This is a genomic window from Undibacterium cyanobacteriorum, from assembly GCF_031326225.1.
Lineage (GTDB): Bacteria > Pseudomonadota > Gammaproteobacteria > Burkholderiales > Burkholderiaceae_D > Undibacterium > Undibacterium cyanobacteriorum.
Genome location: NZ_CP133720.1, coordinates 4,474,329 through 4,495,798, shown reverse-complemented (window position 1 = coordinate 4,495,798; position 21,470 = coordinate 4,474,329). Strand labels below are relative to the sequence as shown.

At 50.4% G+C, this 21,470-nt stretch carries 14 protein-coding genes and 1 pseudogene; 14 read left to right on the top strand and 1 reads right to left on the bottom strand.

Annotated elements, in window-relative coordinates:
* Positions 1–325 precede the first annotated feature (325 nt).
* From RF679_RS18680 to RF679_RS18625, 12 genes are all read left to right on the top strand, one after another.
* A complete protein-coding gene (locus RF679_RS18680; RefSeq protein ID WP_309484052.1) occupies positions 326–1,489 on the top strand; it encodes an ABC transporter substrate-binding protein in 1,164 nt (387 codons plus the stop codon).
* A 95-nt stretch (positions 1,490–1,584) separates the two neighbouring features.
* Positions 1,585–2,535, top strand: coding sequence for a carbohydrate ABC transporter permease (locus RF679_RS18675; RefSeq protein WP_309482132.1), 951 nt, complete (start codon positions 1,585–1,587; stop codon positions 2,533–2,535).
* 35 nt (positions 2,536–2,570) lie between these two features.
* Positions 2,571–3,473 (top strand): carbohydrate ABC transporter permease, encoded by a 903-nt coding sequence (locus tag RF679_RS18670; RefSeq protein WP_309484051.1) that lies wholly within the window; start codon positions 2,571–2,573, stop codon positions 3,471–3,473.
* A 265-nt stretch (positions 3,474–3,738) separates the two neighbouring features.
* The gene (locus RF679_RS18665; protein WP_309482131.1) at positions 3,739–4,833 is read left to right on the top strand and encodes an ABC transporter ATP-binding protein; all 1,095 of its coding nucleotides are present in this window, start codon (positions 3,739–3,741) and stop codon (positions 4,831–4,833) included.
* 205 nt (positions 4,834–5,038) lie between these two features.
* Positions 5,039–6,487, top strand: coding sequence for a tryptophan halogenase family protein (locus RF679_RS18660; RefSeq protein ID WP_373921791.1), 1,449 nt, complete (start codon positions 5,039–5,041; stop codon positions 6,485–6,487).
* A gap of 370 nt (positions 6,488–6,857) precedes the next feature.
* On the top strand, positions 6,858–7,892 hold the full coding sequence (locus RF679_RS18655; RefSeq protein ID WP_309482129.1) for a LacI family DNA-binding transcriptional regulator: 1,035 nt from the start codon (positions 6,858–6,860) through the stop codon (positions 7,890–7,892).
* Positions 7,893–8,201: 309 nt separating this feature from the next.
* Complete coding sequence (locus RF679_RS18650; RefSeq protein WP_309482128.1) at positions 8,202–9,611, top strand: glycoside hydrolase family 5 protein; 1,410 nt, start codon at positions 8,202–8,204, stop codon at positions 9,609–9,611.
* Between the two features lie 62 nt (positions 9,612–9,673).
* A complete protein-coding gene (locus RF679_RS18645) occupies positions 9,674–11,035 on the top strand; it encodes a GH1 family beta-glucosidase (protein ID WP_309482127.1) in 1,362 nt (453 codons plus the stop codon).
* A 1,235-nt stretch (positions 11,036–12,270) separates the two neighbouring features.
* Positions 12,271–14,817, top strand: coding sequence for a glycoside hydrolase family 3 protein (locus RF679_RS18640; protein ID WP_309482126.1), 2,547 nt, complete (start codon positions 12,271–12,273; stop codon positions 14,815–14,817).
* A gap of 387 nt (positions 14,818–15,204) precedes the next feature.
* The gene (locus tag RF679_RS18635; protein ID WP_309482125.1) at positions 15,205–16,545 is read left to right on the top strand and encodes a sugar MFS transporter; all 1,341 of its coding nucleotides are present in this window, start codon (positions 15,205–15,207) and stop codon (positions 16,543–16,545) included.
* A gap of 18 nt (positions 16,546–16,563) precedes the next feature.
* A complete protein-coding gene (locus tag RF679_RS18630; protein WP_309482124.1) occupies positions 16,564–17,907 on the top strand; it encodes a GH1 family beta-glucosidase in 1,344 nt (447 codons plus the stop codon).
* Positions 17,908–18,185: 278 nt separating this feature from the next.
* A complete protein-coding gene (locus RF679_RS18625; protein WP_309482123.1) occupies positions 18,186–18,737 on the top strand; it encodes a polymorphic toxin-type HINT domain-containing protein in 552 nt (183 codons plus the stop codon).
* Between the two features lie 15 nt (positions 18,738–18,752).
* On the opposite strand, the pseudogene RF679_RS18620 reads toward RF679_RS18625, so the two are convergent.
* A pseudogene (locus tag RF679_RS18620) lies at positions 18,753–18,932 on the bottom strand (IS110 family transposase); the annotation flags it as partial.
* A 223-nt stretch (positions 18,933–19,155) separates the two neighbouring features.
* Here RF679_RS18620 and RF679_RS18615 point away from each other — a divergent pair.
* On the top strand, positions 19,156–19,974 hold the full coding sequence (locus RF679_RS18615) for a polymorphic toxin-type HINT domain-containing protein (RefSeq protein ID WP_309482122.1): 819 nt from the start codon (positions 19,156–19,158) through the stop codon (positions 19,972–19,974).
* 272 nt (positions 19,975–20,246) lie between these two features.
* Positions 20,247–21,260, top strand: coding sequence for a transposase (locus tag RF679_RS18610; protein WP_309482121.1), 1,014 nt, complete (start codon positions 20,247–20,249; stop codon positions 21,258–21,260).
* Positions 21,261–21,470 lie beyond the last annotated feature (210 nt).

Sequence of the window (21,470 nt, the reverse complement as noted above, 5' to 3'; positions counted from 1 at the left end):
TAAATAAAAATGAAGAATCGCCTAGCTGAACGCTAAGCACACAAAAGCCAAGACGTGATGATCAAGTCATGATGCGACATGTGCTAAATGTGCTACCTGTGCTGCGTTGGCGCGCAGAGTCAGCTAGACTGACACGAGAGAATAACGAGGAGACAGCATGAAAAACCGGACAGCGTCCATCACTACCACTGTGGCTCCATCCAAGAAGGCTTTCACACCAAGCTTGGTGGCAGCCTGCTTTTTGGCCGTGGGTTTATGCGGAATGGGCACGACCGCCGTCGCTGCAACACCTGCACCGAATCAAGCGGCAGTAAAAAGTGGACCCATGGCGAAAGCTGAAGTCTTGCACTGGTGGACTTCGAGCAGTGAATCCGCAGCAGTGAAAACCATTGCCGACGCTTATCGTAAAGCGGGTGGGGTGTGGGTCGATACCGCGATCGCGGGCGCTGATCAAGCTCGGGCAGTGGCAATTAACCGTATCGTTGGTGGCAATGCTCCGGTCGCAGCGCAATTCAATACCACCAAGCAGTTCCAAGATTTGGTGGAGCAAAATATGCTCAACAATATGGACGATGTGGCCGCTGCGGAGGGTTGGGATAAATTATTGCCCGACACCGTCTTGAATGTGATCCGCATTAAAGGTCATTACTACGCCGTACCTGTCAATTTGCACATGCAAACCTGGTTTTGGTATTCCAAAGCAGCCTTCAAGAAAGCCGGCATCGCCAAAGAGCCTGCGACCATCGATGAACTGTTTGCTGCGCTCGATAAGCTCAAGGCAGCAGGTTTAGTCGGTCTCGCGCATGGTGGTCAAGCGTGGCAGGAGACGATTGTTTTTCAGGCGATGTTAGCTAATGTCGGCGGCAAAGATTTGTACTTAAAAGTCATCCGCGACCGTGACGCGAAAGCGATCAACTCAGACGCTTTCAAAAATGTGTTGTTGGCCTTTAAGCGCATGCAATCGTATATCGATGCGGGTTCTCCAGGACGTAATTGGAATGATGCAACCGCTATGTTGATCAGCGGTAAAGCGGGTTTTCAAATCATGGGTGATTGGGTGAAAGGTGAGTTCGCCGCTGCCAAGCAGACCGCAGGCAAAGACTTTGGCTGCATCGCCGGTTTCAATCCGACCGCGCCGTATTTGATTCAGGGCGATGCTTTTGTCTTCCCCAAAACGACAGTGGAACCCGTGGTACGCGCTCAAAAATTATTAGCAAAAACTTTGATGACGCCGAGCGTGCAAATTGAGTTTAATAAGCTGAAGGGATCGATCCCGATTCGTAGCGATGTGGATACGTCGAGTATGGATTTGTGCGCGCAAACCGGTATGGCGATCATGAAAGATAAATCGCGCGTGCTTGGGATTAGTGAGGTGTATTTGACACCAGATCAGAATGGCGCTCTGCAAGATATTCTGACCGCGTTTTGGAATACCAAAATGCCAGTGGAGAAAGTGCAAAAGAGCATTGTGAATGCCTTGAAAGAGTGAGTGCATGAGTGCATAAATGCGAAAAAAACACGCCACCAACTGAAGTCATCGCAAACCATCATCCATAGAAGCAACTAGCTCGGCAGGCTACAAAAATGCGTTTAAAAACCATCGCCCGCAAACTGATACCTTACGGAGCCATCACGCCCCTGGCGCTGATTGTCTTAGTGGCTTACGTCGGTACCGTGCTGTGGTCGATCAAGATTTCCTTGACGAGCTCGCGCAGTTTGCCGACGGATACCTTCGTCGGCATGACGCAGTACGCCAAATTATTTGAGAATGAACGTTGGCTGCTCTCGATAGAAAACCTCGCGATTTATTCTGTACTTTTCATTGTCGCGAGCATGGTGATTGGCTTTCTCCTCGCCGCTTTTATTGATCAAAAAGTGAAAGCGGAAGGAGTACTGCGCACGGTCTTTTTATATCCGTATGCAATGTCCTTTGTGGCGACCGGTTTGGTGTGGCAATGGATGTTGACGCCGGGCATCGGCATCGAAAATGCCGTGCGCCAATGGGGCTTCCCGAATTTTGAATTTGATTGGATTATCGATCAGGATAAAGTGATTTACACCATCGTGATCGCTACTGTGTGGCAGACCTCGGGCTTGGTCATGGCAATGATGTTGGCAGGCTTGCGTGGCATCGATCAAGAAATTTGGAAAGCCACGCGGCTCGACGGTATTCCCGCTTGGCGCGTGTATCTATCGATTATTTTGCCCATGATGGCGCCTACCTTGGCTACCGTCTTTTTGCTCTTGAGCACGGCTGCCATCAAGCTGTTTGATTCGGTGGTTGCGATGACCCAAGGTGGTCCCGGTACAGCGAGTGAAGTACCCGCGAAATTTATTATGGATCACCTGTTCGGTCGTGCCAATATCGCCTTGGCCTCGGCCGGTGCCGTGATGCTCTTGGTGCCGGTGGTGGCCTTACTAGCACCGTATATGTATGCGCGCATGCATGCACGCTCGAATGCACGATCGCACGCCACATCGGCGGTCAACAAAAAGGAAGTGCCGTTGAACAAAGTGTCGAGGGGTGCAACATGAGTGCCGCACCGAATCAAATTTCGAATCAAGGTTCGATGCAAAGGACCGCAATAATTTCCATCCCACAGCCACGCAGTAAAAGGCGTCGTGGTGGTTCTCGCGTGGCTCGTATCGGTTTGTATGCTTTTCTGATCAGTGCGGCGCTGTTCTTTTTACTCCCGCTCTACATCATGTTAGTGACCTCGTTCAAAAGCATGGATGAAATTCGGCTGGGACAATTGTTTGCCTTACCAAGTACGTGGTCGCTCGATGCATGGTTTGCCGCTTGGAGTAGTGCGTGTACCGGCGTTTCCTGTGAAGGTATACGCGGTGGCTTTACCAATTCGATTGCGATCGTCGTTCCCAGTACCATCATTCCTATTATGCTCGGGGCGCTCAACGGCTACGCTTTGTCATTTTGGCGTCCACGCGGTGCCAATATTTTGTTCGGTGTCTTGATGGTCGGTGCCTTCATACCCGTCCAGGTGATGATTTTCCCTTTAGTACGTTTGTTGGCAGCGGTCGATCTTTATAGTTCGCTTCCCGGCATCGTTATCGTGCACACCATTTTCAGTATGCCGATGATGACGCTGCTGTTTCGTAACTATTATTCGAGCATCCCGCACGAACTATTTCAAGCCGCACGCATCGACGGTGGCGGGTTTTGGCGGATTCTGTTCCAGTTAGTGCTACCGATGTCAGCACCGATCATTGTAGTTGCCGCGATCATGCAAGTGACCGGCGTGTGGAACGATTATTTGTTAGGCCTCGTGTTCGCGGGGCGCGAAAATTTGCCGATGACGGTGCAGCTCAATAATGTGATTAACACGACGACTGGGACGCGCGAGTACAACGTGAATATGGCGGCGACGATTTTGACCTCGCTCGTGCCTTTGGTTTTGTATTTTGTTTCGGGGCGTTGGTTTGTGAGGGGTATTACAGCCGGAGCCGTTAAATAATTACCTCATAAATCCAATTCTGGGGCGCATTGCTGCGTTGCAAATACTCGCAATACCGACGTATTGCTCCGTTTTGCGCCTTGCACTGCATCCCCATAATTGAATTTCTGAGGCATTTATTGGGGCGCTGTGCTTGGTAAGTGGTTGAGTTAGCCGTAATGTTCCCTCCCTTTCAACGGGGAGGGTTAGGGTGGGGATGGGTTTCTCCTCTCGCTCAATTTCTGGATGTGTTTTAGGGCTGTAGATCAGCAAACAAGGATTATTTGTGGCAAACGTCAGCATACAAAATTTAGGAATTACGCTTGGTGGTAATGCGATTTTGCGGGACCTTACTCTTGCTGTGGAGCCTGGTGAGTTTTTGGTCTTGCTGGGTCCATCGGGCTGTGGCAAGTCGACGCTGTTGCATGCGATTGCGGGTTTGATTGATGTTAGCAGCGGGAGCATTGAGATCGCCGGACAAGACATGACCGATGCCGATCCGAGTGAGCGCAATATCGGCATGGTGTTCCAGTCTTACGCCTTGTATCCGACCATGTCGGTGGAAAAGAATATGTCGTTTGGCTTGCGCATCAGTGGCATCGCGAAAGATGAGATTGCCAAGCGCATAGCTCATGCGGCGCAGATTTTGCATCTTGAGCCGCTCTTGAAACGTAAGCCGTCGGAACTCTCTGGGGGACAACGACAACGTGTGGCGATTGGACGCGCCTTGGTGCGTCAAGCAGCGGTCTATTTATTCGATGAGCCTTTGTCCAATCTCGATGCGAAATTGCGTTCGAGTCTGCGTCGTGAATTGAAACTACTGCATCAACAATTGAAGTCGACCATGATCTACGTGACGCATGATCAAGTCGAAGCGATGACTTTGGCCTCACGCATCGTGGTGATGCGTTCGGGTGAAATACAACAAATTGGTACGCCAGCTGTGGTTTATGAGCAGCCAGCGAATCAGTTTGTCGCCGGTTTCTTAGGTTCGCCAGCGATGAATTTCATCAGCGGCGAAGTCGATTCGCAGCAGCAATTTCGCTGTCCGCAGTTACAGCTTAATCTGTCGAACTATGCCTTCAAAGCGGGTGCCGTGTCGACCAAGATCAGTGCCACCTTGGGCGTGCGTGCGGAGCAAATTAAGTTGCACCCGCAAGGAGCCATGCAAGCGACTGTGTCTTTGGTAGAACCGATGGGGAATCACCAAGTGTTGTGGTTAGAGATGATGTCCGCGGTGTCGCCATCCTCAGCTGCGCCCCTGACTTTGGCGGCGATCGCCAATGATGGCCAGACTTATACCCTCGGACAGCAGGTGCGTTTCGACATCGACGCGACACGCGTTTCTTTGTTTGATCCGGAAACGGAATTGCGTTTGTAAGAAAGCCCTTTGCAGCAGTATAGCGATCAAGCAGGGTTTGTCGCTAAGCACGATAGAGAGAATTGAGAAGAGAGAATTGGGAAGAAGCATGAATACAGAGACAGCCTCAATCCATAATCACGACAGCAACAATGGTGGCAACCGCGCTGGCAAAAATGTTCCGATTCAAACCGTGGTCATCGTTGGTGGTGGCACTGCCGGTTGGATGACGGCGACAGCTTTATCGCGCGTATTGCCACCGACTTATCGCTTACGATTAGTGGAGTCCGACGCTATCTCGACCATCGGCGTGGGTGAGGCGACCATTCCTAGTATTCGTGCCTTTAATCAATTGGTAAATCTCGACGAAGATGAATTCATGCGTCAGACCCAAGCGACTTTTAAGCTGGGGATTGAATTCGTCAATTGGGGCAAGCAAGGGGATTCTTACATCCACGGTTTTGGTGTGATTGGTCGTGATCAGGTGGTTGCTAAGTTCTACCAATATTGGTTGAAGATGTATCAGCTGGGCGAGGCACCGGATTTGGAACACTTCTCGATCAATACGGTCGCGCCACGTCAGCATAAATTTATGCGCGCACCGAAAGATATGCCGAACTCTCCTTTGGCAGATATTTCGTATGCCTTTCATTTTGACGCCGGTTTGTATGCCAAGTATTTGCGTAGTAAAGCTGAGCAACAAGGCACGCAGAGAACGGAGGGTAAGATCGTGGACACCATCGTGCGCGAAAGCGATGGCTTTATTGAAGCCCTGTTGATGGAAAACGGCGAGCGTATTGATGGCGATCTCTTCATAGATTGCTCGGGCTTGGCGGCTTTGTTGATCGAAAAGACTTTGAAAACCGGTTACGAAGACTGGAGCCATTGGTTGCCGGCCGATAGTGCGATTGCCGTGCCATGTGCTTCCGCCGGTCCCTTATTGCCGTACACGCGTTCGACCGCACATAGCGCAGGCTGGCAATGGCGCATTCCTTTGCAACATCGCACTGGGAATGGCCATGTGTTCTCCAGTAAGTTTATGAGCGCAGACGAGGCGCAAGCGATTTTGTTGAACAATTTGGATGGCGAAGCTTTGGCCGATCCGCGTTTGATTCGCTTCACGACGGGCAAACGTAAGAAGGCATGGAATAAGAATTGTGTCGCCATCGGTTTGTCGGGTGGCTTTATGGAGCCTTTGGAATCAACCAGCATTCATATGGTGCAAACGGCGATTATGCGTTTGATTAGTTTGTTTCCAGATCAGGGTTTTAACCAGGTTGATATTGACACCTACAACGCGCAGAACGATGAAGAGTATCAACGCATACGCGACTTCTTGATCATGCATTACAAACTGAACACCAAAGTAGGATCACCCTTCTGGGAATACTGCCAAAACATGTCAGTACCCGATGACGTACAAAAACGTATCGATTTATATCGCTCACATGGGCGGATTTTCCGCATCGGCGAAGAACTGTTTGCCGAAACCAGTTGGTTGCAAGTGATGCATGGCCAGGGTTTGCGTGCTGAAAGCTATCATCCTTTGGTCGATCACCGCAGCAAAGAAGACATCGCTTATTTTCTCGATCAGGTACAAAAGACGATACGAAAATGTGTCGATGTCATGCCTAGCCATGCAGAATTTATTGCCTCGCATTGCAAGGCGATGTGATGGCATGGAAGTGTAAGTGGATGCGTAGTTAGATATGTGTAAGTGATATGCGGCAAGTGTGTGAGAAACCTCGAACATTCCCTCCCTTTCAAGGGACGGGTGAGGGTGGGGATGGGTTCGATGAGAAGCGAGCAGAAAAGATTCGCACGCTGAAGATCATCAAAGGAAGTAGGATTGATGTGTCGTCGAATCGACAGAAAACCTAGATGTGGCGCGGGTCTGGGGCTACAATACGGCGTTTATCGCGTCGCTTGATACAGCCTGAGAAGAGTAGGGTAAGAGCAACTGAAGAGTAACAGCGGCGCAGTTCAGCTTCAGTCGAGCAGCAGTAAAAAACAATAAAGCAAATACAAAGCGAGAGAGTAAGAGTATGGCAACCATTAAAGATGTCGCCCGTTTAGCGGGGGTAGGGCTAGGAACCGCATCACGTGTTGTGAGCGGTAAAGGCTCGGTGTCAGCCGCGACTCTGGAAAAAGTACGCAAGGCGATTGAGGAATTGGATTTCCGTCCTTCGCATGCGGCGCGTTCTTTGTTGTCGGGCTCCTCGCGCATGATCGGTGTGTATATCCCTTTGCTGAAGGGAACCTTCTACATGCCCATCATGCAGGTCATCGATATGGAATTGCGTGCTGCGGGTTTGCACATGGTGGTGGCCTTCGGTGTTGGTGATGGGAACGTGCGCCAACAAGCGGTGGAGGGCATTAATTTTCTGATCGAGCGTGGTTGTGATGGTTTGATCGTCATGAGTAATGCGCTTGAAGAGAGTGATCTCGAAGCGATGGGCACTGCCAAAGATAACTTAGTGGTGCTCAATCACAAGTATGAATCGATTGCTGAACAGTGCTTCACCGCGGACCATTTTTTAGGTGGACGCATGGCCGCAAAATCTTTGCTGCAGCATAAGCATAAGAAGATCGCAGTAATTGCGGGGCCCGCCTGTGCGCCTGATAACGTGGAGCGTATCAGCGGCTTTATGCGCGAAATGGAATTGGCCGGAATTGATACACGCAAGATGTGGATCGTCGAAAGCAATTTCGCACCCGATGGCGGCTGGGCGGCAGCGCAGGAATTGGTCGAATCAGGCTATGACTTTACCGCTGTATTTTGTGCCAATGATGAAATGGCGGTTGGTGCTTTATCGTATTTTCAGCATATTGGCATCAATGTACCGACGGAAGTATCGGTCATCGGTTACGACGATACCTTCACAGCAGAATACACTGCACCGCGTCTGTCATCGGTGCATATCGCTTGGCGCGAAATGACTTTGAACGGTTTGAATTTCCTGCTGAATCGCTGCTATGACATGGAAAGACCGGTCGAGCGCCAATATCCGGTCAGCATGACGTGGCGTAGTTCGGTGGAAAAAGCGGTGCGTGGCAGCGCGAAGAAAGCAGCAAAATAACTTTGTGCTTGGGGTGGTGAGGACAGCGTGAAGTCTGTCCTCAGCACTCGCGGCACGGCGATAAAGAGTAAGAAAGACTCAGCGGTTGCTGAGCGAGGATTGTTGTAAAAAGCAGTAAAGAAGGCAAAGCAAAGTAAAAGACATGCACACGCATGTTTTTTTTGAGTGTAAAATGGAAACGATTCCAATCAGCGGTCTTGGAGAGCCAATTTGAGGCATGAGCCCATGAATTGGAATCGGGATTTGATAGTGTGGTGCGCGATTTCAAATGTCTAACAAGTTGAGTCGTAATTGATGAGCGAGGGTGAAATGCCGTATTCAAAAGTGAGTCATCAGCAGCAAGGTCGAGCATCCCTGTTTGTGCGATGCTTGTTGTCGACGCTGTTCTGTGTGAGCACGATGGCCTGTGGCTCCGGTAGCTCTGGTAGCTCGAGCACCTCTGCCACGACCAGTCCTAACAACGGCAGTGGTGTCATCACACCGATCCCAGCGACCAACATCACACGTGATCCGGTCGGTCTCTTGCACACAGAGGGAACGTATTGGGTCCGTGAAGATAATCGTCCGATTCAGCTCAAAGGGGCGAATCTTGGCAATTGGTTGATTCAAGAATTTTGGATGATGGGCCAAGGTAGTGCGGGCATTGATGACCAGTGCAAGTTGGAAGCAAAACTGGATGCCCGCTTTGGCTATGCCGAACGTGACCGTTTGTATCGCCTATATCGCGATAATTGGATGACGACGCGCGACTGGGATATGTTGGTCAAGTTCAATCTGAATTTAGTCCGCCTGCCGTTTATTTGGAGTGTCGTTGAAGACGAAAAGAATCCCGGACATTTGCGTAGTGACGCTTGGGTTTATCTCGATCAAGCCCTCGCCGAAGCGGAGAAACGCGGCATCTATGTGATCCTCGATTTACATGGCGCGGTAGGGAGCCAAGGTTGGGAACATCATAGTGGCTGTGCTGGCAAGAATTTGTATTGGTCGACTCCAGAGTATCAAGCCCGTACGGTGTGGTTATGGCAGCAGGTGGCAGGGCGGTATAAAGATCGTGCCGTGGTCGCTGGTTACAGCTTGCTGAATGAACCTTGGGGTACCAGCGAAACCGAAATGGCACGCGTAGTGAAAACGCTGTATGACGCGGTGAGAAGCGTCGATAGCAAACATGTCGTGATCTTGCCGGGCCATGCGGCAGGCATTAACGCTTATGGTAATCCAGCGCAGGCAGGGATGAAAAACGTGGCCTTTGAAATGCATTTCTATCCTGGCTTTTTTGGTTGGGGACAACCGGGTTTGCCAGTGCACAAAGAGTGGCTGTACTGCGGGACGTCCGGCAATGGCGGCGTGTGTGAATGGAATGCCCGTTTAAAAAATCTGAACACGGCGTTCTTGGTTGGCGAGTTCCAACCTTGGGCGGCGATGGGTGCTGATGCAGGTGGCCAAGTGACACGCACGACTTACGATGTGTATGCCAGTTATGGGTGGGCCGCAAGTGCGTGGTCTTACAAGCTGATTACCAATGCGGGTGGTCAAGGCAATGGCACTTGGGGCCTCGTCACCAATGCGCCAGATAGTAAGGTGCCAGCACTCGACTTTAACACCGCCAGCATGGCCGAGATTGAAGCCCTATTCAAACAGTTTGGCACGGTGAATTATGAACCCCAACAAGCGGTCATGAATTGGATGAACGCGAGCAATACGCCCAAGCCTTTTAACTGATTGAGCGAGCTAAGTTCTTAAACCGAGTTGTAACCCTAAGTTGTATCAAGCGAAGAAAAATTATGGACGATTCCAAACGACTACCTGAACTGCGACGTATTGATTTTCCTACCGATTTTCTGTGGGGCTGTTCGACCTCTTCATTTCAAATTGAAGGTGCAGCCGACACCGATGGGCGAGTACCATCGATCTGGGATAGTTTCGCAGCGACGGCGGGAAAGATTCGCGATGGCAGCGATGCTCGGGTAGCCTGTGATCATTATTATCGCTGGCAAGAGGACCTCGATATCGCCCAAAGCTTGGGGCTGAATGCTTACCGCTTTTCGATCTCGTGGCCGCGTGTCATCAGTGATATCAATGGCACCGTGAATGAAGTAGGTCTGCAATTCTACTCTGACTTAGTCGACGGCATGCTGGCGCGAGGCTTGCAGCCTTGGGCGACCTTGTATCACTGGGATTTGCCGCAGTACTTGCAAGATCAAGGTGGCTGGGAGAACCGTGCCACCGTCCAAGCCTATCTGCACTTCGCTGATGTGATCAGTCGTCGCTTAGGTGATCGGATTAAACATTGGATCACGCATAACGAGCCTTGGTGCACCGCGATGCATGGCAACTGGGACGGCATGCATGCGCCCGGTAAGCGTGATTTCAAAGCAGCGCTGCAGGTGTGCCATCATGTTTTGTTGTCGCATGGTTTGACCGTGCCGCTCTTGCGTCGCAATGTCGCCGATGCCAAAGTCGGTATTGCTTTGAGTTTGCATCCACTGCGACCAGCCAGCGACAAACCAGAAGATATTGCCGCGACACGACGTCATGATGGTCTGCGCAATCGGTGGTTCCTCGATCCCTTGCATGGTCGTGGCTATCCGCAAGACATTTGGGACTTGGTTGGCGCTGCCGCACCGCAGATGCACGATGGTGATTTGCAAGCCATCGCTGTGCCCCTTGATTTCTTGGGAGTGAATTACTACTTCCCTGAAGTCATTCAAGACGCGCCACATAATCCTCCGCTGGCGACGTCCTTGACTCATGATCCCACACTGGAGCGCACTGCTTTTGGTTGGGAAGTCGCGCCGCATGGTTTGGTGACTTTGCTCAAACGTCTCAAGCAAGATTACCCTGTGCCGCCCATGTATGTGACCGAAAATGGTGCCAGTTACGAAGACCGGCTCGAAGACGATGGCTCGGTTGTTGATACGCAAAGACGTGACTATTTCATCCGCCATTTGGCCGCACTCCAAGAAGCCCGACAAGCCGGCGTCGATGTGCGCGGCTACTTTGCGTGGAGTCTGATTGACAACTTTGAGTGGGCCGAGGGCTATCTTCGCCGCTTCGGTTTGGTGTATATTGACTTTGAAACGCAGCAAAGAACGCTTAAAATCAGCGCTCTGTGGTATCGAGACTTTTTGCAGGCGCCAAACTAGGCGCGATCAGGCGTTTGTCGTAGACGTCTGTCTCAGACCCAGTCAAAGCACAGTTTTGTAGGGCCTCACTTTTCCCGGGGGGGAGAAGGAAGGATAGGGATGGGACGGTGGCTATCATTTCGCGATGATGGTGCCGTCCCGGTTCCTTTTTGGGGCCCCGTCTTCAAACGTAATACTCAGCAATTTGCTCGAACCCGTAGGTTGGGTTGAGCAAAGCGAAGCCCAACGTTGCGCGTTAAGAGAAGGCGAGGCGTTGGGCTTTTCAGCCCAACCTACGAGTTTGAGACCGTGTCGTTCCTGCGCAGGCAGGAACCCAACATCTTTCGCTGGCCGTGAGTGGCCCGGCGGCCACTCACTTTCTTTGCTTCGCCAAAGAAAGTAAGCAAAGAAAGGCGACCACGCTGCCACTGGCCTTCGGCTTCCCAATTGTGCGGGACAAAAATGGGGAGAGTCAGAAACTCGCTTCGCTCAGACATCTGACTCTCTTTTTCCCATTTCTGTCCCACACAATTGGCAGTGTCAGAAGTGGATTAACTTCAAAGTCAACTGCAAAAGCAACCCATCCCCATCCCAACCTTCCCCTTGAAAGGGAAGGAGCATCAGTGGAATACCACTGTCGTCGGAAATCTAGGCGGCGGTTGAGTATGTATGTTTTGTTGTTACCGCATGTGCAGATGCCAATTGGGTGAGCGCAAAATGGGATCAAGCGGCGCAGATGTTTGAGCGAAGCGAGTTTCTGCGTCGCCCCATTTTTCGCTTGCCCAATTGGGAACCCGAAGGGCAGCTGCGCCTGCGTCGCCTTCTTTTGCTTACTTTTCTTGGCGAAGCAAGAAAAGTGAGTGGCTGTCGGGCCACCCCCGACCTACTAACCGCAAATTCCTAACCATCCGCTATTCGAGGCGGCCGAAACCCAACGTCCTCCAACCATAAGCATCCACCTCATTCGCCCCCATCCCCCCACTATCCCAGCAAAAACTCACAAATTTCCGAATTTTTTATTGACAAAGAAAATCACAAGCAGCATTATGCATCCTAAATTGGTAACGTTTCCAATTTGGTGAAAAACGCCTCGCCATCTCTCTGAAACTTTGCCTTACGCTCAAGAGGCGTCGCTGCTTTGCTGTTGCAGAGCTTTAGCATTTTTATATTCGCGGTTTCGATATTCGTAGACTACCTGCATGCTAAGTACAAACTAAGTGCAAACCATCTGAGATGAAGAAGGAAGAGACAGAAAGATGAAAAACAAAACCCTACAACTTGCCGTTGCCAGTGTGATTGCTGGACTCAGCTTACAAGCTGCATCTGTGAACGCAGCTACTGCGCCAGAATTGAAAGATTGGCCTAAGATCAAAAGTGCGATCAGCAAAGATGCGGCGATGGAGAAGAAGATCAAGGAGATCGTTTCTTCGATGAGCTTGGCACAAAAAGTCGGGCAGATGACGCAGGCGGAAATTAAATTTGTCACACCTGAAGAAGTCAAACAGTATTACCTCGGTTCTGTGCTAAATGGCGGTGGTAGCTGGCCGAAGATGAACAAGTATGCGACTGCCGCAGATTGGTTGGCGCTGTCTACCGCCTACTACGATGCCTCGATGTCGACCGACATGAAAACCAAAGTGCCGGTGGTGTGGGGTATTGATGCGATTCATGGGAATAGCAATGTGGTCGGCGCGACCTTGTTCCCGCATAACATTGGTCTCGGTGCTGCGCATAATCCGCAATTGATCAGCAAGATTGCCGTCGAAGTCGGTCGTGCCGTGCGCGCTACCGGCATCAATTGGGTTTTTGCACCTACTGTCGCAGTTGGTAAAGACGCACGTTGGGGCCGCGCTTATGAAAGCTTCTCAGAAGACGGCAAACAAGTGCGCGATTACGCAGGTCTGTATGTCAAAGGTTTGCAAGGCAAGTTCAAAGATGACGCCAATGTGATCGCTACCGCTAAACATTTTATTGGTGACGGCGGTACCGATGCGGGCGTGGATCGTGGGGTGAACAAGTCCAGCTTGAACGAAATGATCAATAGCCAAGCGCTGGGTTACTACAGTGCGTTTGAAGCGGGTGCACAAACTGTGATGGCCTCGTATAACAGTTGGCATGATCCCGTCAGCGGCATCAACTACGGCAAGATGCACGGTAGCAAAGCCTTGTTGACCGATGCCCTCAAAGACAAAATGGGCTTCGATGGTTTCGTGATCTCAGATTGGGATGGCATCGCCGAAGTGGCTGGTTGCGCCAACGATAGCTGCCCGCAAGCGATTAACGCCGGGGTCGACATGATCATGGTGCCAGACAACTGGAAGAACTTCATCAAGAACACCATCGCTCAGGTGGAAGGCGGCCAGATTCCGCTGGCGCGGATTGATGATGCGGTAAGCCGTATCTTGCGCGTCAAACTGCGTGCTGGAATGTTCACCACGAAACCTGGCGATAGCAAATACGCCGGCAAACAAGATGCGATGCAAGCCAAGGCTTTGGCGCGCGAAGCCGTGCGTGAATCCTTGGTGCTGCTGAAGAATAATCAGAGCGTATTGCCGTTGGCACGCGATAAAAAAGTACTGGTGGTGGGTAAGAGTGCCGATAGTTTGATCAATCAAAACGGTGGCTGGTCGATCACGTGGCAAGGTACAGAAAACAAAGAATCCGATTACCACGGCGATACTTTGTTGACCGGCTTCCGCGAGGCGCTTGGCGCAAGCAATGTCCAGTTTAGCCCGACCGCTGAAGGCGTTGATGTCAGCAAATTTGATGCGGTGATTGCCGTCATCGGTGAAACACCGTATGCCGAAGGTTTCGGTGATATTCCAGCCGCGCAAACTTTGCGTCATAGCCAACGTCATCCAGAAGACTTGGCGGTGTTGAAAGCCGTCAGTGGTAAAGGTAAGCCCGTTGTGACTGTGTTTGTTGCTGGTCGCGCTCTCTACACCAATGATTTGATGAATTTGTCGGATGCCTTTGTGGCAGCTTGGTTGCCAGGTACAGAAGGTAAAGGTGTGGCCGATGTCTTGTTCAAAGACGCCAAAGGCAAAGTGGCGCATGACTTCAAAGGGCGTCTCTCTTTCAGTTGGCCGAATGCCGCATGTTTGAGTGGCCCGATCGCCAAGATGGAAGCGAATCATCCAGAGAAATTGTTTGGTCTCGGATATGGTTTGAGCTACGCCATGAAAGCCGCATCTGCGAATGCCTTAAGCGCCTTGCCACTCGATAACCGCAACAGCTGTGCCGATGAATCACGCATGGCGATTAACACAGCGAAAGACAGCACGCACTTTCCGATGCGCGCCACTATCGCGACCCGTCAATTCACCTTGGGTAGAGAATTGTCGGACAAAGAAATGGGTGGTGCGATTGGTGTGACGAGCAAAACCTTAGCGAATGGCTTGCCAGCACGTGTCGTGACCTGGAATGGACCAGCCAAGATCGAAGCAACAGCGCCGTTCGCGACCATGGTGCCGCAAGGCGTCTTGAACAATGGTGTCTTGCAGTTCGTGGCCGAAGTCCACAAAGCGCCACAAGGAAAAGTCACCGTCACTATGGATTGCGGCGAAAACTGCGCAGCTTCGGTCGACGTGACCAAACTCATGCAAGGCATGCTCAATGGCCCAGCCCGCACCATCAAATTACCACTCGCCTGTTTCACGGCGAAAGGTTTCGATCCTAAGAAAATCAAGTCAGGCTTCGCTATGAGCACCACCGCCGCCTTTAGCGCGAGCCTGGCCGAGATCGAATTGGTCGCGGGCAAAGCCAAGGATCCAGACGCAGTGGCGTGTAGTGATTTGAATTGATTTGAAGCTTCCCTTCGAGGGGAGGGTGGGAGCGGGGTGTAAGAAGTTGTAGGGCGGGTGAAACCCGCGCCGCCAGACTCCGAGCACCAAAGCAGCGCGGGTTTCACCCGCCCTACGAGAAGCACAAATTAGTGGCAGTTAGGGTAGTCCAAACTGGCTTGAAGACTGAATACTTTGGACATCCCCTCTCCCGCGTGCGGGAGAGGGCTAGGGTGAGGGTGGTTCAGATGGGCTTGAAAATCGTCCTTATGGTCACACACGCAGTATTAAGAAATTGTAGGGCGGGTGAAACCCGCGTCGTAAAACCAAAGACTCTAGATTCCTGCCTCAGCAGGAATGACTGCATCAAAAAAAGCACCAAGCACAAAAAAACACAGGAGGAGACCCATGGCAAATTTCAACACTAGCGTCGACGCTAGCAACCCCAACTTGGCTGCCAACTCAGCCAGCAGTTCATCGACATCGACCACAGGCCCTTTGGTCATCGTCACCATCCTGTTTTTTATGTGGGGCTTGCTGACTTCACTCAATGATGTCTTGATCCCGCATTTAAAGGCCATTTACACTTTGAGTTATGTGCAGGCGATGTTGGTGCAATTCTGTTTCTTCGGTGCTTACTTCATCGTTTCTTGGCCCGCTGGGATGTTGATTAAGCGCATCGGATATCAACGTGGTGCGGTCACTGGTTTGTTGATTGCTGCCAGCGGTTGTGCCCTGTTTTATCCAGCAGCGAACAGTGGTTATGCTTTGTTCTTATTGGCCTTCTTCGTACTCGCTTCTGGCATCACGATTTTGCAAGTCGCAGCGAACCCCTATGTCACGATTTTAGGTGATGCGAAAACCGCATCTAGCCGTTTAACTTTGACGCAAGCATTCAACTCTTTAGGTACTACCATCGGCCCAGCTGTGGGTGGCATGTTGATTTTGTCTGGTGCTTTGCTCGGTGCTGATCAAATCGCCGCCATGAGTGCAGCAGAACAAGCCGCGCATCGCGCTAAAGAAGCTGCGACCGTGCAAGGCCCTTACTTGGCGCTTGCCGCTGCCTTAGCGGTCTTAGCGATCCTATTTGCCTTCGCTCGTTTGCCAAAAATCGAGCATGGCGATGCACCAGAGGCTTCCAGCGCCATCGCAGCGCAAGCGACAACCTCTATTTTTGCTCAGCGCCATTTAGTCTTAGGTGCAATCGGGATTTTCTTGTACGTCGGTGGCGAGGTCAGTATTGGCAGTTTCTTAATCAACTTTTTAGGTGAAGCCAATATCGCGGCGCTCAGTGCCGCCGACGCCGCACATTACGTCAGTTACTACTGGGGTGGTGCTATGGTTGGTCGCTTCATCGGTTTTGCGGTGATGCGCAGCGTTAGCCCTGGTAAGGCCTTGGCCTTTAACGCGGCCGCTTCCATTGTCTTGATTTTGACGGCGATCTTCGGCCACGGCAGCCTCGCGATGTGGGCGATTATCGCGGTGGGTCTGTGTAACTCGATTATGTTCCCGACCATCTTCAGTATGGCACTGCATAAACTCGGTGCGCTCACAGGACAAGGTTCGGGCGTTTTGTGTATGGCGATTGTTGGTGGTGCCTTGGTGCCATTCGCGCAAGGCTATTTGGCAGATCAAATCGGTTTGCAGATGTCCTTCTACATCCCTGTGGTGTGCTATGCCTACATCCTGTTCTTCGGTTGGAAATATGCGGGGATGTACAACCAAGCCAACAATTCAAACCATAGTTAAATTGATGCGAGTGAGTCAATGATAAATGCAAGCGATCTCGCCTTAGCGAAACAATTTGAGAGCCCTTTCTTCTGGGGTGTGGCAACCAGTGCATATCAAATCGAAGGTGGCGCCGCAGTGGGCGGCCGTGCTCCTTCGATCTGGGATACCTTCAGCCACACGCCAGGCAAAATTATGGATAACAGTAGTGGCGATGTCGCCTGCGATCACTACCACCGCTACGCTGAAGATGCGCAACACATCGCGGATCTCAATGTGCATGCCTATCGCTTTTCTATCTCATGGTCGCGCGTGCAGCCCTTGGGCTATGGTGCATGGAATGAAGCAGGCTTTGCGTTCTATAGTCAGTTATTAGACGAACTCGCCAAGCGCCAGATTCAAGCGCACATCACCTTGTATCACTGGGATTTGCCACAGGGTTTGCAAGACCAAGGCGGCTGGCTCAATCGAGATACCGCGCATCATTTCGCGGCTTACGCCAAGGAAGTGGCACGTCGCTTCGGCGATCGCGCTGTGTCCATCGCCACCCATAACGAGCCGTGGTGCACCGCCAATCTCGGCTACGGCAATGGCCAATTCGCTCCGGGCGTGACCGACACCGTCGCCGCGCTGCAAGTCTCGCATCATTTATTGTTGTCGCATGGTCTGGCGATGTCTGCCATGCGCGACCAACATGTCAGCGCCAAACTCGGTATCGTGCTCAATCAATGGACTGCCGAACCCGCCACCAATAGCGCCGCCGATATCGCCGAAGCCGCATGGGAATACGCGCGTTCCGTGCAATGGTTCATGGACCCGATTTTCAAAGGCCATTATCCACAAATCGCACTCGACCGCATGGACCTCAGCCGCTTCCATGTTGAAGCCGAAGACATGGCCATCATTCATCAACCGCTCGATTTTTTAGGCGTGAATTACTATTTCCGCGCCTACGTCAGCACTGAAAATCCACCACGCAAACCAGAAACCAAACTCGGCCTCACCGACATGGGCTGGGAGATTTATCCGCAAGGCCTACGTGATTTATTAATCGGCATCCACCGCGAATACGCAGCCCACGGCCTGCCCGAAATCTACATCACAGAAAACGGCGTCGCCTTCCCCGACAAAGTCGAACAAGGCCGCATCCACGACCAAAACCGCATCAACTTCGTCCGCGCCCACCTCAACGCGGTGGCAGAAGCCAAAGCCGCCGGCGTCAACATCCAAGGCTATTTCTATTGGAGCTTGATGGACAATTTCGAATGGAACTCAGGCTACCTTCGCCGCTTTGGTTTGTACTATGTCGACTACGAAACGCTGCAGAGGATACCGAAGGATAGTGCGCTGTGGTATCGGGATTTTGTTCGGGTTTGTGGGTGAGGGGTTTCGAATTGGAAGGGTAGGATGAAAGCGAGCTGCGGCTCGCTTTTGCTTTTTAGGGTGGTTGTTGATGGCGAGAACTAGTAACGATTTCTATTGCTTTTTTGATTGTGTGTCTGTTCTAATCGTCACTTCATGCCGCTCGACACTTCGCATGGGCAAGCTGAAGAGAAACCGCTGAAGTAGATGGAATGGGTTTCCTGTGAATTATTACGTGAAATATGTAAACGAGGCACTGCGGAAAATCTGGCAATGATAATTGATGGAGGGAGCAAGTAATGTACAAAGCAGTGTTGAACAAACACAAGGAACCAATTAACAAACGTCGGTGTGGATTTGAAACGGGTGGATGCTTCGCTGCAGGTACCTTAGTTCATACCAAAGAAGGGTTGGTGCCCATTGAGAAAATCAAAGTTGGTGATTGGGTTTTGTCTTTCCCAGAGGATCAGCGCACGCCAGATAGAATTAGAGAATTGAACGAATATACGTATAGGAAAGTCACTCAAGTATATGCAAAAGAAAAACAGGCACTCAGTAAAGTCGTAGTGGCGAATCTTGCATCAGGCAATACGGAGACTATTTTCGTCACACCAAATCACCTAATTTGGTGTAAGGGGCGTGGTTGGATACTCGTTGGTGAGATGGATATCGCCGGTGATACAGTGGAAACTTTTAGGTACGGAAATCTCAGAGTTTTTAGGTGTTTTCAAAATGTCGATGTTGGAACTGTGTATAACTTTGAAGTGGATGAATATCACACATATTACGTTGGCGAGGAAGGAGTATGGGTGCACAGCAGATGTAGCTCCGATAAAGCCGAGGGACGGTAGATACTGTTATCCAAATCAAGCAGAATGCAAAGTCTTATCAAAGTTTTTTCCCGATCTGAGAACGCCAAAAGCAACGTGAATGAGTTTTCGCATCATCGCACCAATGATCACCATGTTGGGTTTTCCAGCGGCACGTAGTCTGCCGTAAAAGGATTTACCCCAGCTTGTTTTGTATAAAGCGAAATGAAGAGACACCCACTTCCAGAAGCAATATTTTGGATGGGCGCCAATGACCCAAATGAGGTGGGTGTCCGATTTAATTGCTGTTGTTTCGAGTGCTTGAAACCAGATGAAAGCGAGCTTCGGCTCGCTTTTGCTTTTTTGTGGATGTTGATGAGTGGAACTAGTTTTGGACTTTGTTGCCATTTTGATTGGTTGTCTGTTCTAATGAGCGTCCAAACAAGTGAGAGAGTGAATTATGTTGGTGACGGATCTATCGCTACATCGAGAGTTTGAACTAAGTACTCAAGCTCAACCCTCAAACGATACATTCAATGGCAAACACATCGCGAGAGACTTTAGGTTTTGTACAGATGTAGGAAACGGTGCTGGCGATAAACGAAATTGTATTGAAGACGGTGCTTGTTTTGCCGCTGGCACTTTGGTGCACACCAAAGAAGGTCTTGTACCAATTGAACAAATCAAGGTTGGTGATTGGGTTTTATCGAAACCTGAGAATGGCGGTGAGCAGGCGTATAAACGGGTTGTGAAGACATTTGCGCATAAGCCGACGACTGTGATGAGAGTTGGCTATTCGCTGCGTGATGACCCAGACCGCTTTTACCCAATCATTTCAACCTTAAACCATCCATTTTGGGTAACCGATGAAGGTTGGACCGAAGCGAGCCGTTTACCTGACGGATTCGGAGGAAATGGCCCATATTTTGAATTGGTTGACGGCGCATCGGTCCAGGTTAATGGATGCGGTTCAATATATTTGAGTAGCCAAGAGGGCATTGGTTGGCTACCAAGCCACATGGAAGATGTTAGGGATCGCGGTGCATTGACTGATTTCTTAAATAACAAGCTAATCGCAACTGAAGTTTTTGCTATAGACGCAGTGCGCAATGATGAGTTAGAAGATCCCTATTTCAAGCTTCCTGTGCACAATTTGGAAGTTGAAGACTTTCATACATACTATGTGGGTAAACATGGTGTCTGGGTGCATAACACCAATTGCGGTGGATATGAAGCCCGCGTAGCTCCCATAAAGTCGATGGACGGTAGGTACGAATAGCGTCAGCGTATTCGTACGAATGTGAGTGAGTGCTGTCAAACGAAAATTTTGGAGAGGCACTTAATTGGAAGTGCTTTATGTTGGACGAAAGCGAGCTGTGGCTCGCTTTTGTTTTTTGTAGATGCTAATGGGAAGAACTAATATTGATTTTTATTAACCAATTGGACACCCATCTCAAAAAGCAATATATTATTAAATTATCTTGCAATTTAATAATCGTTAGCCTAAGCTAAAGCCACACTCAATTCTTCTTAAAACGAAGGAGGTGGCTGATGCCGATGGCGCGAAGTCGTTATGTCTCTTTAGAGGCAACACCGTATTATCACTGCATAGGGCGCTGTGTTCGTCGTGCTTTCTTGTGGGGTAAAGATCATTTCTCTGGGCAAGATTTTTCACATCGTAAAGCTTGGGTGGTCGAGCGTTTGACCGAACTCTCAGAGGTGTTTGCGATGTCGGTGTGCGCGTATGCAGTCATGTCTAACCATTACCACGTGGTGCTACATGTCGATCGTGAAGCTGCGGAGAAGTTAAGCCAAGAGGAAGTGCTGCAACGCTGGTCTCGCTTGTTTAATTTGCCCTACATTCTTGACCAGCTTATGCAAGGCAAACATCAAGATACCTCGACAAGGCGCGTTGCGGATGAGTTGGTCGAACAATTACGCGCTCGCCTTTACGATATTTCTTGGTTCATGCGCTGTTTGAATGAATCGATCGCAAGACGAGCGAACGTCGAAGATCAGTGTACTGGCAGGTTTTGGGAAGGGCGTTTTAAGAGCCAAGCAATTTTAGACGAAGCAGGACTGCTCGCTTGTTGCGCCTATGTTGACCTCAATCCGATACGCGCGGGTATCGCTGATTTGCCTGAGAATTCGGATTACACGTCCATTCAACAACGCTTACAAGATCTCAAAAAGCCCAGAGCAAAACGGCAGAAATCAACAGCACCTTCAACCCTTGCAAAGCCGAATAGAATCCCACTCCATCCTTTTGGCAATTCACTCAGTGTCGCACCAGCCCAAGGTCTACCATGCACTGCGCGAGATTACATCGAACTCGTAGATTGGGCAGCGCGCATCGTACGCAGTGACAAAAAGCATGCGATGTCGCAACGAGTTCCTCCGATCTTGAGTCGCCTTGGTTTTACGCCAGAGGAATTTACAAAGACTATCCGGGCCAAAGCGATGACCCGTGGTACGGCAATCGCACAGGTAGAACGCTTACGTGCCTATGCAGAGCATTTAAAGAAGCGTTGTGTGGTTGGCGTTGCGATGCCGGTTTCCACATGATGCTGTGCGCTTGTACTTATCTATAACGTGAATCCAAAATAAAAGAGGAGAGCTTGTCCAAACGACGAGCATTGTTGATCGACTTTAGGTGAGTGAGAATCTTAAGGTGTTGAGATTGTTGGTGTTGGTGTGGTTTTGTGTAAAAATGGTGATAAAAGCGAGCTGAGTTCTCGCTTATTTTTTGTGTATTATTTGGTTTGGATGTCCATT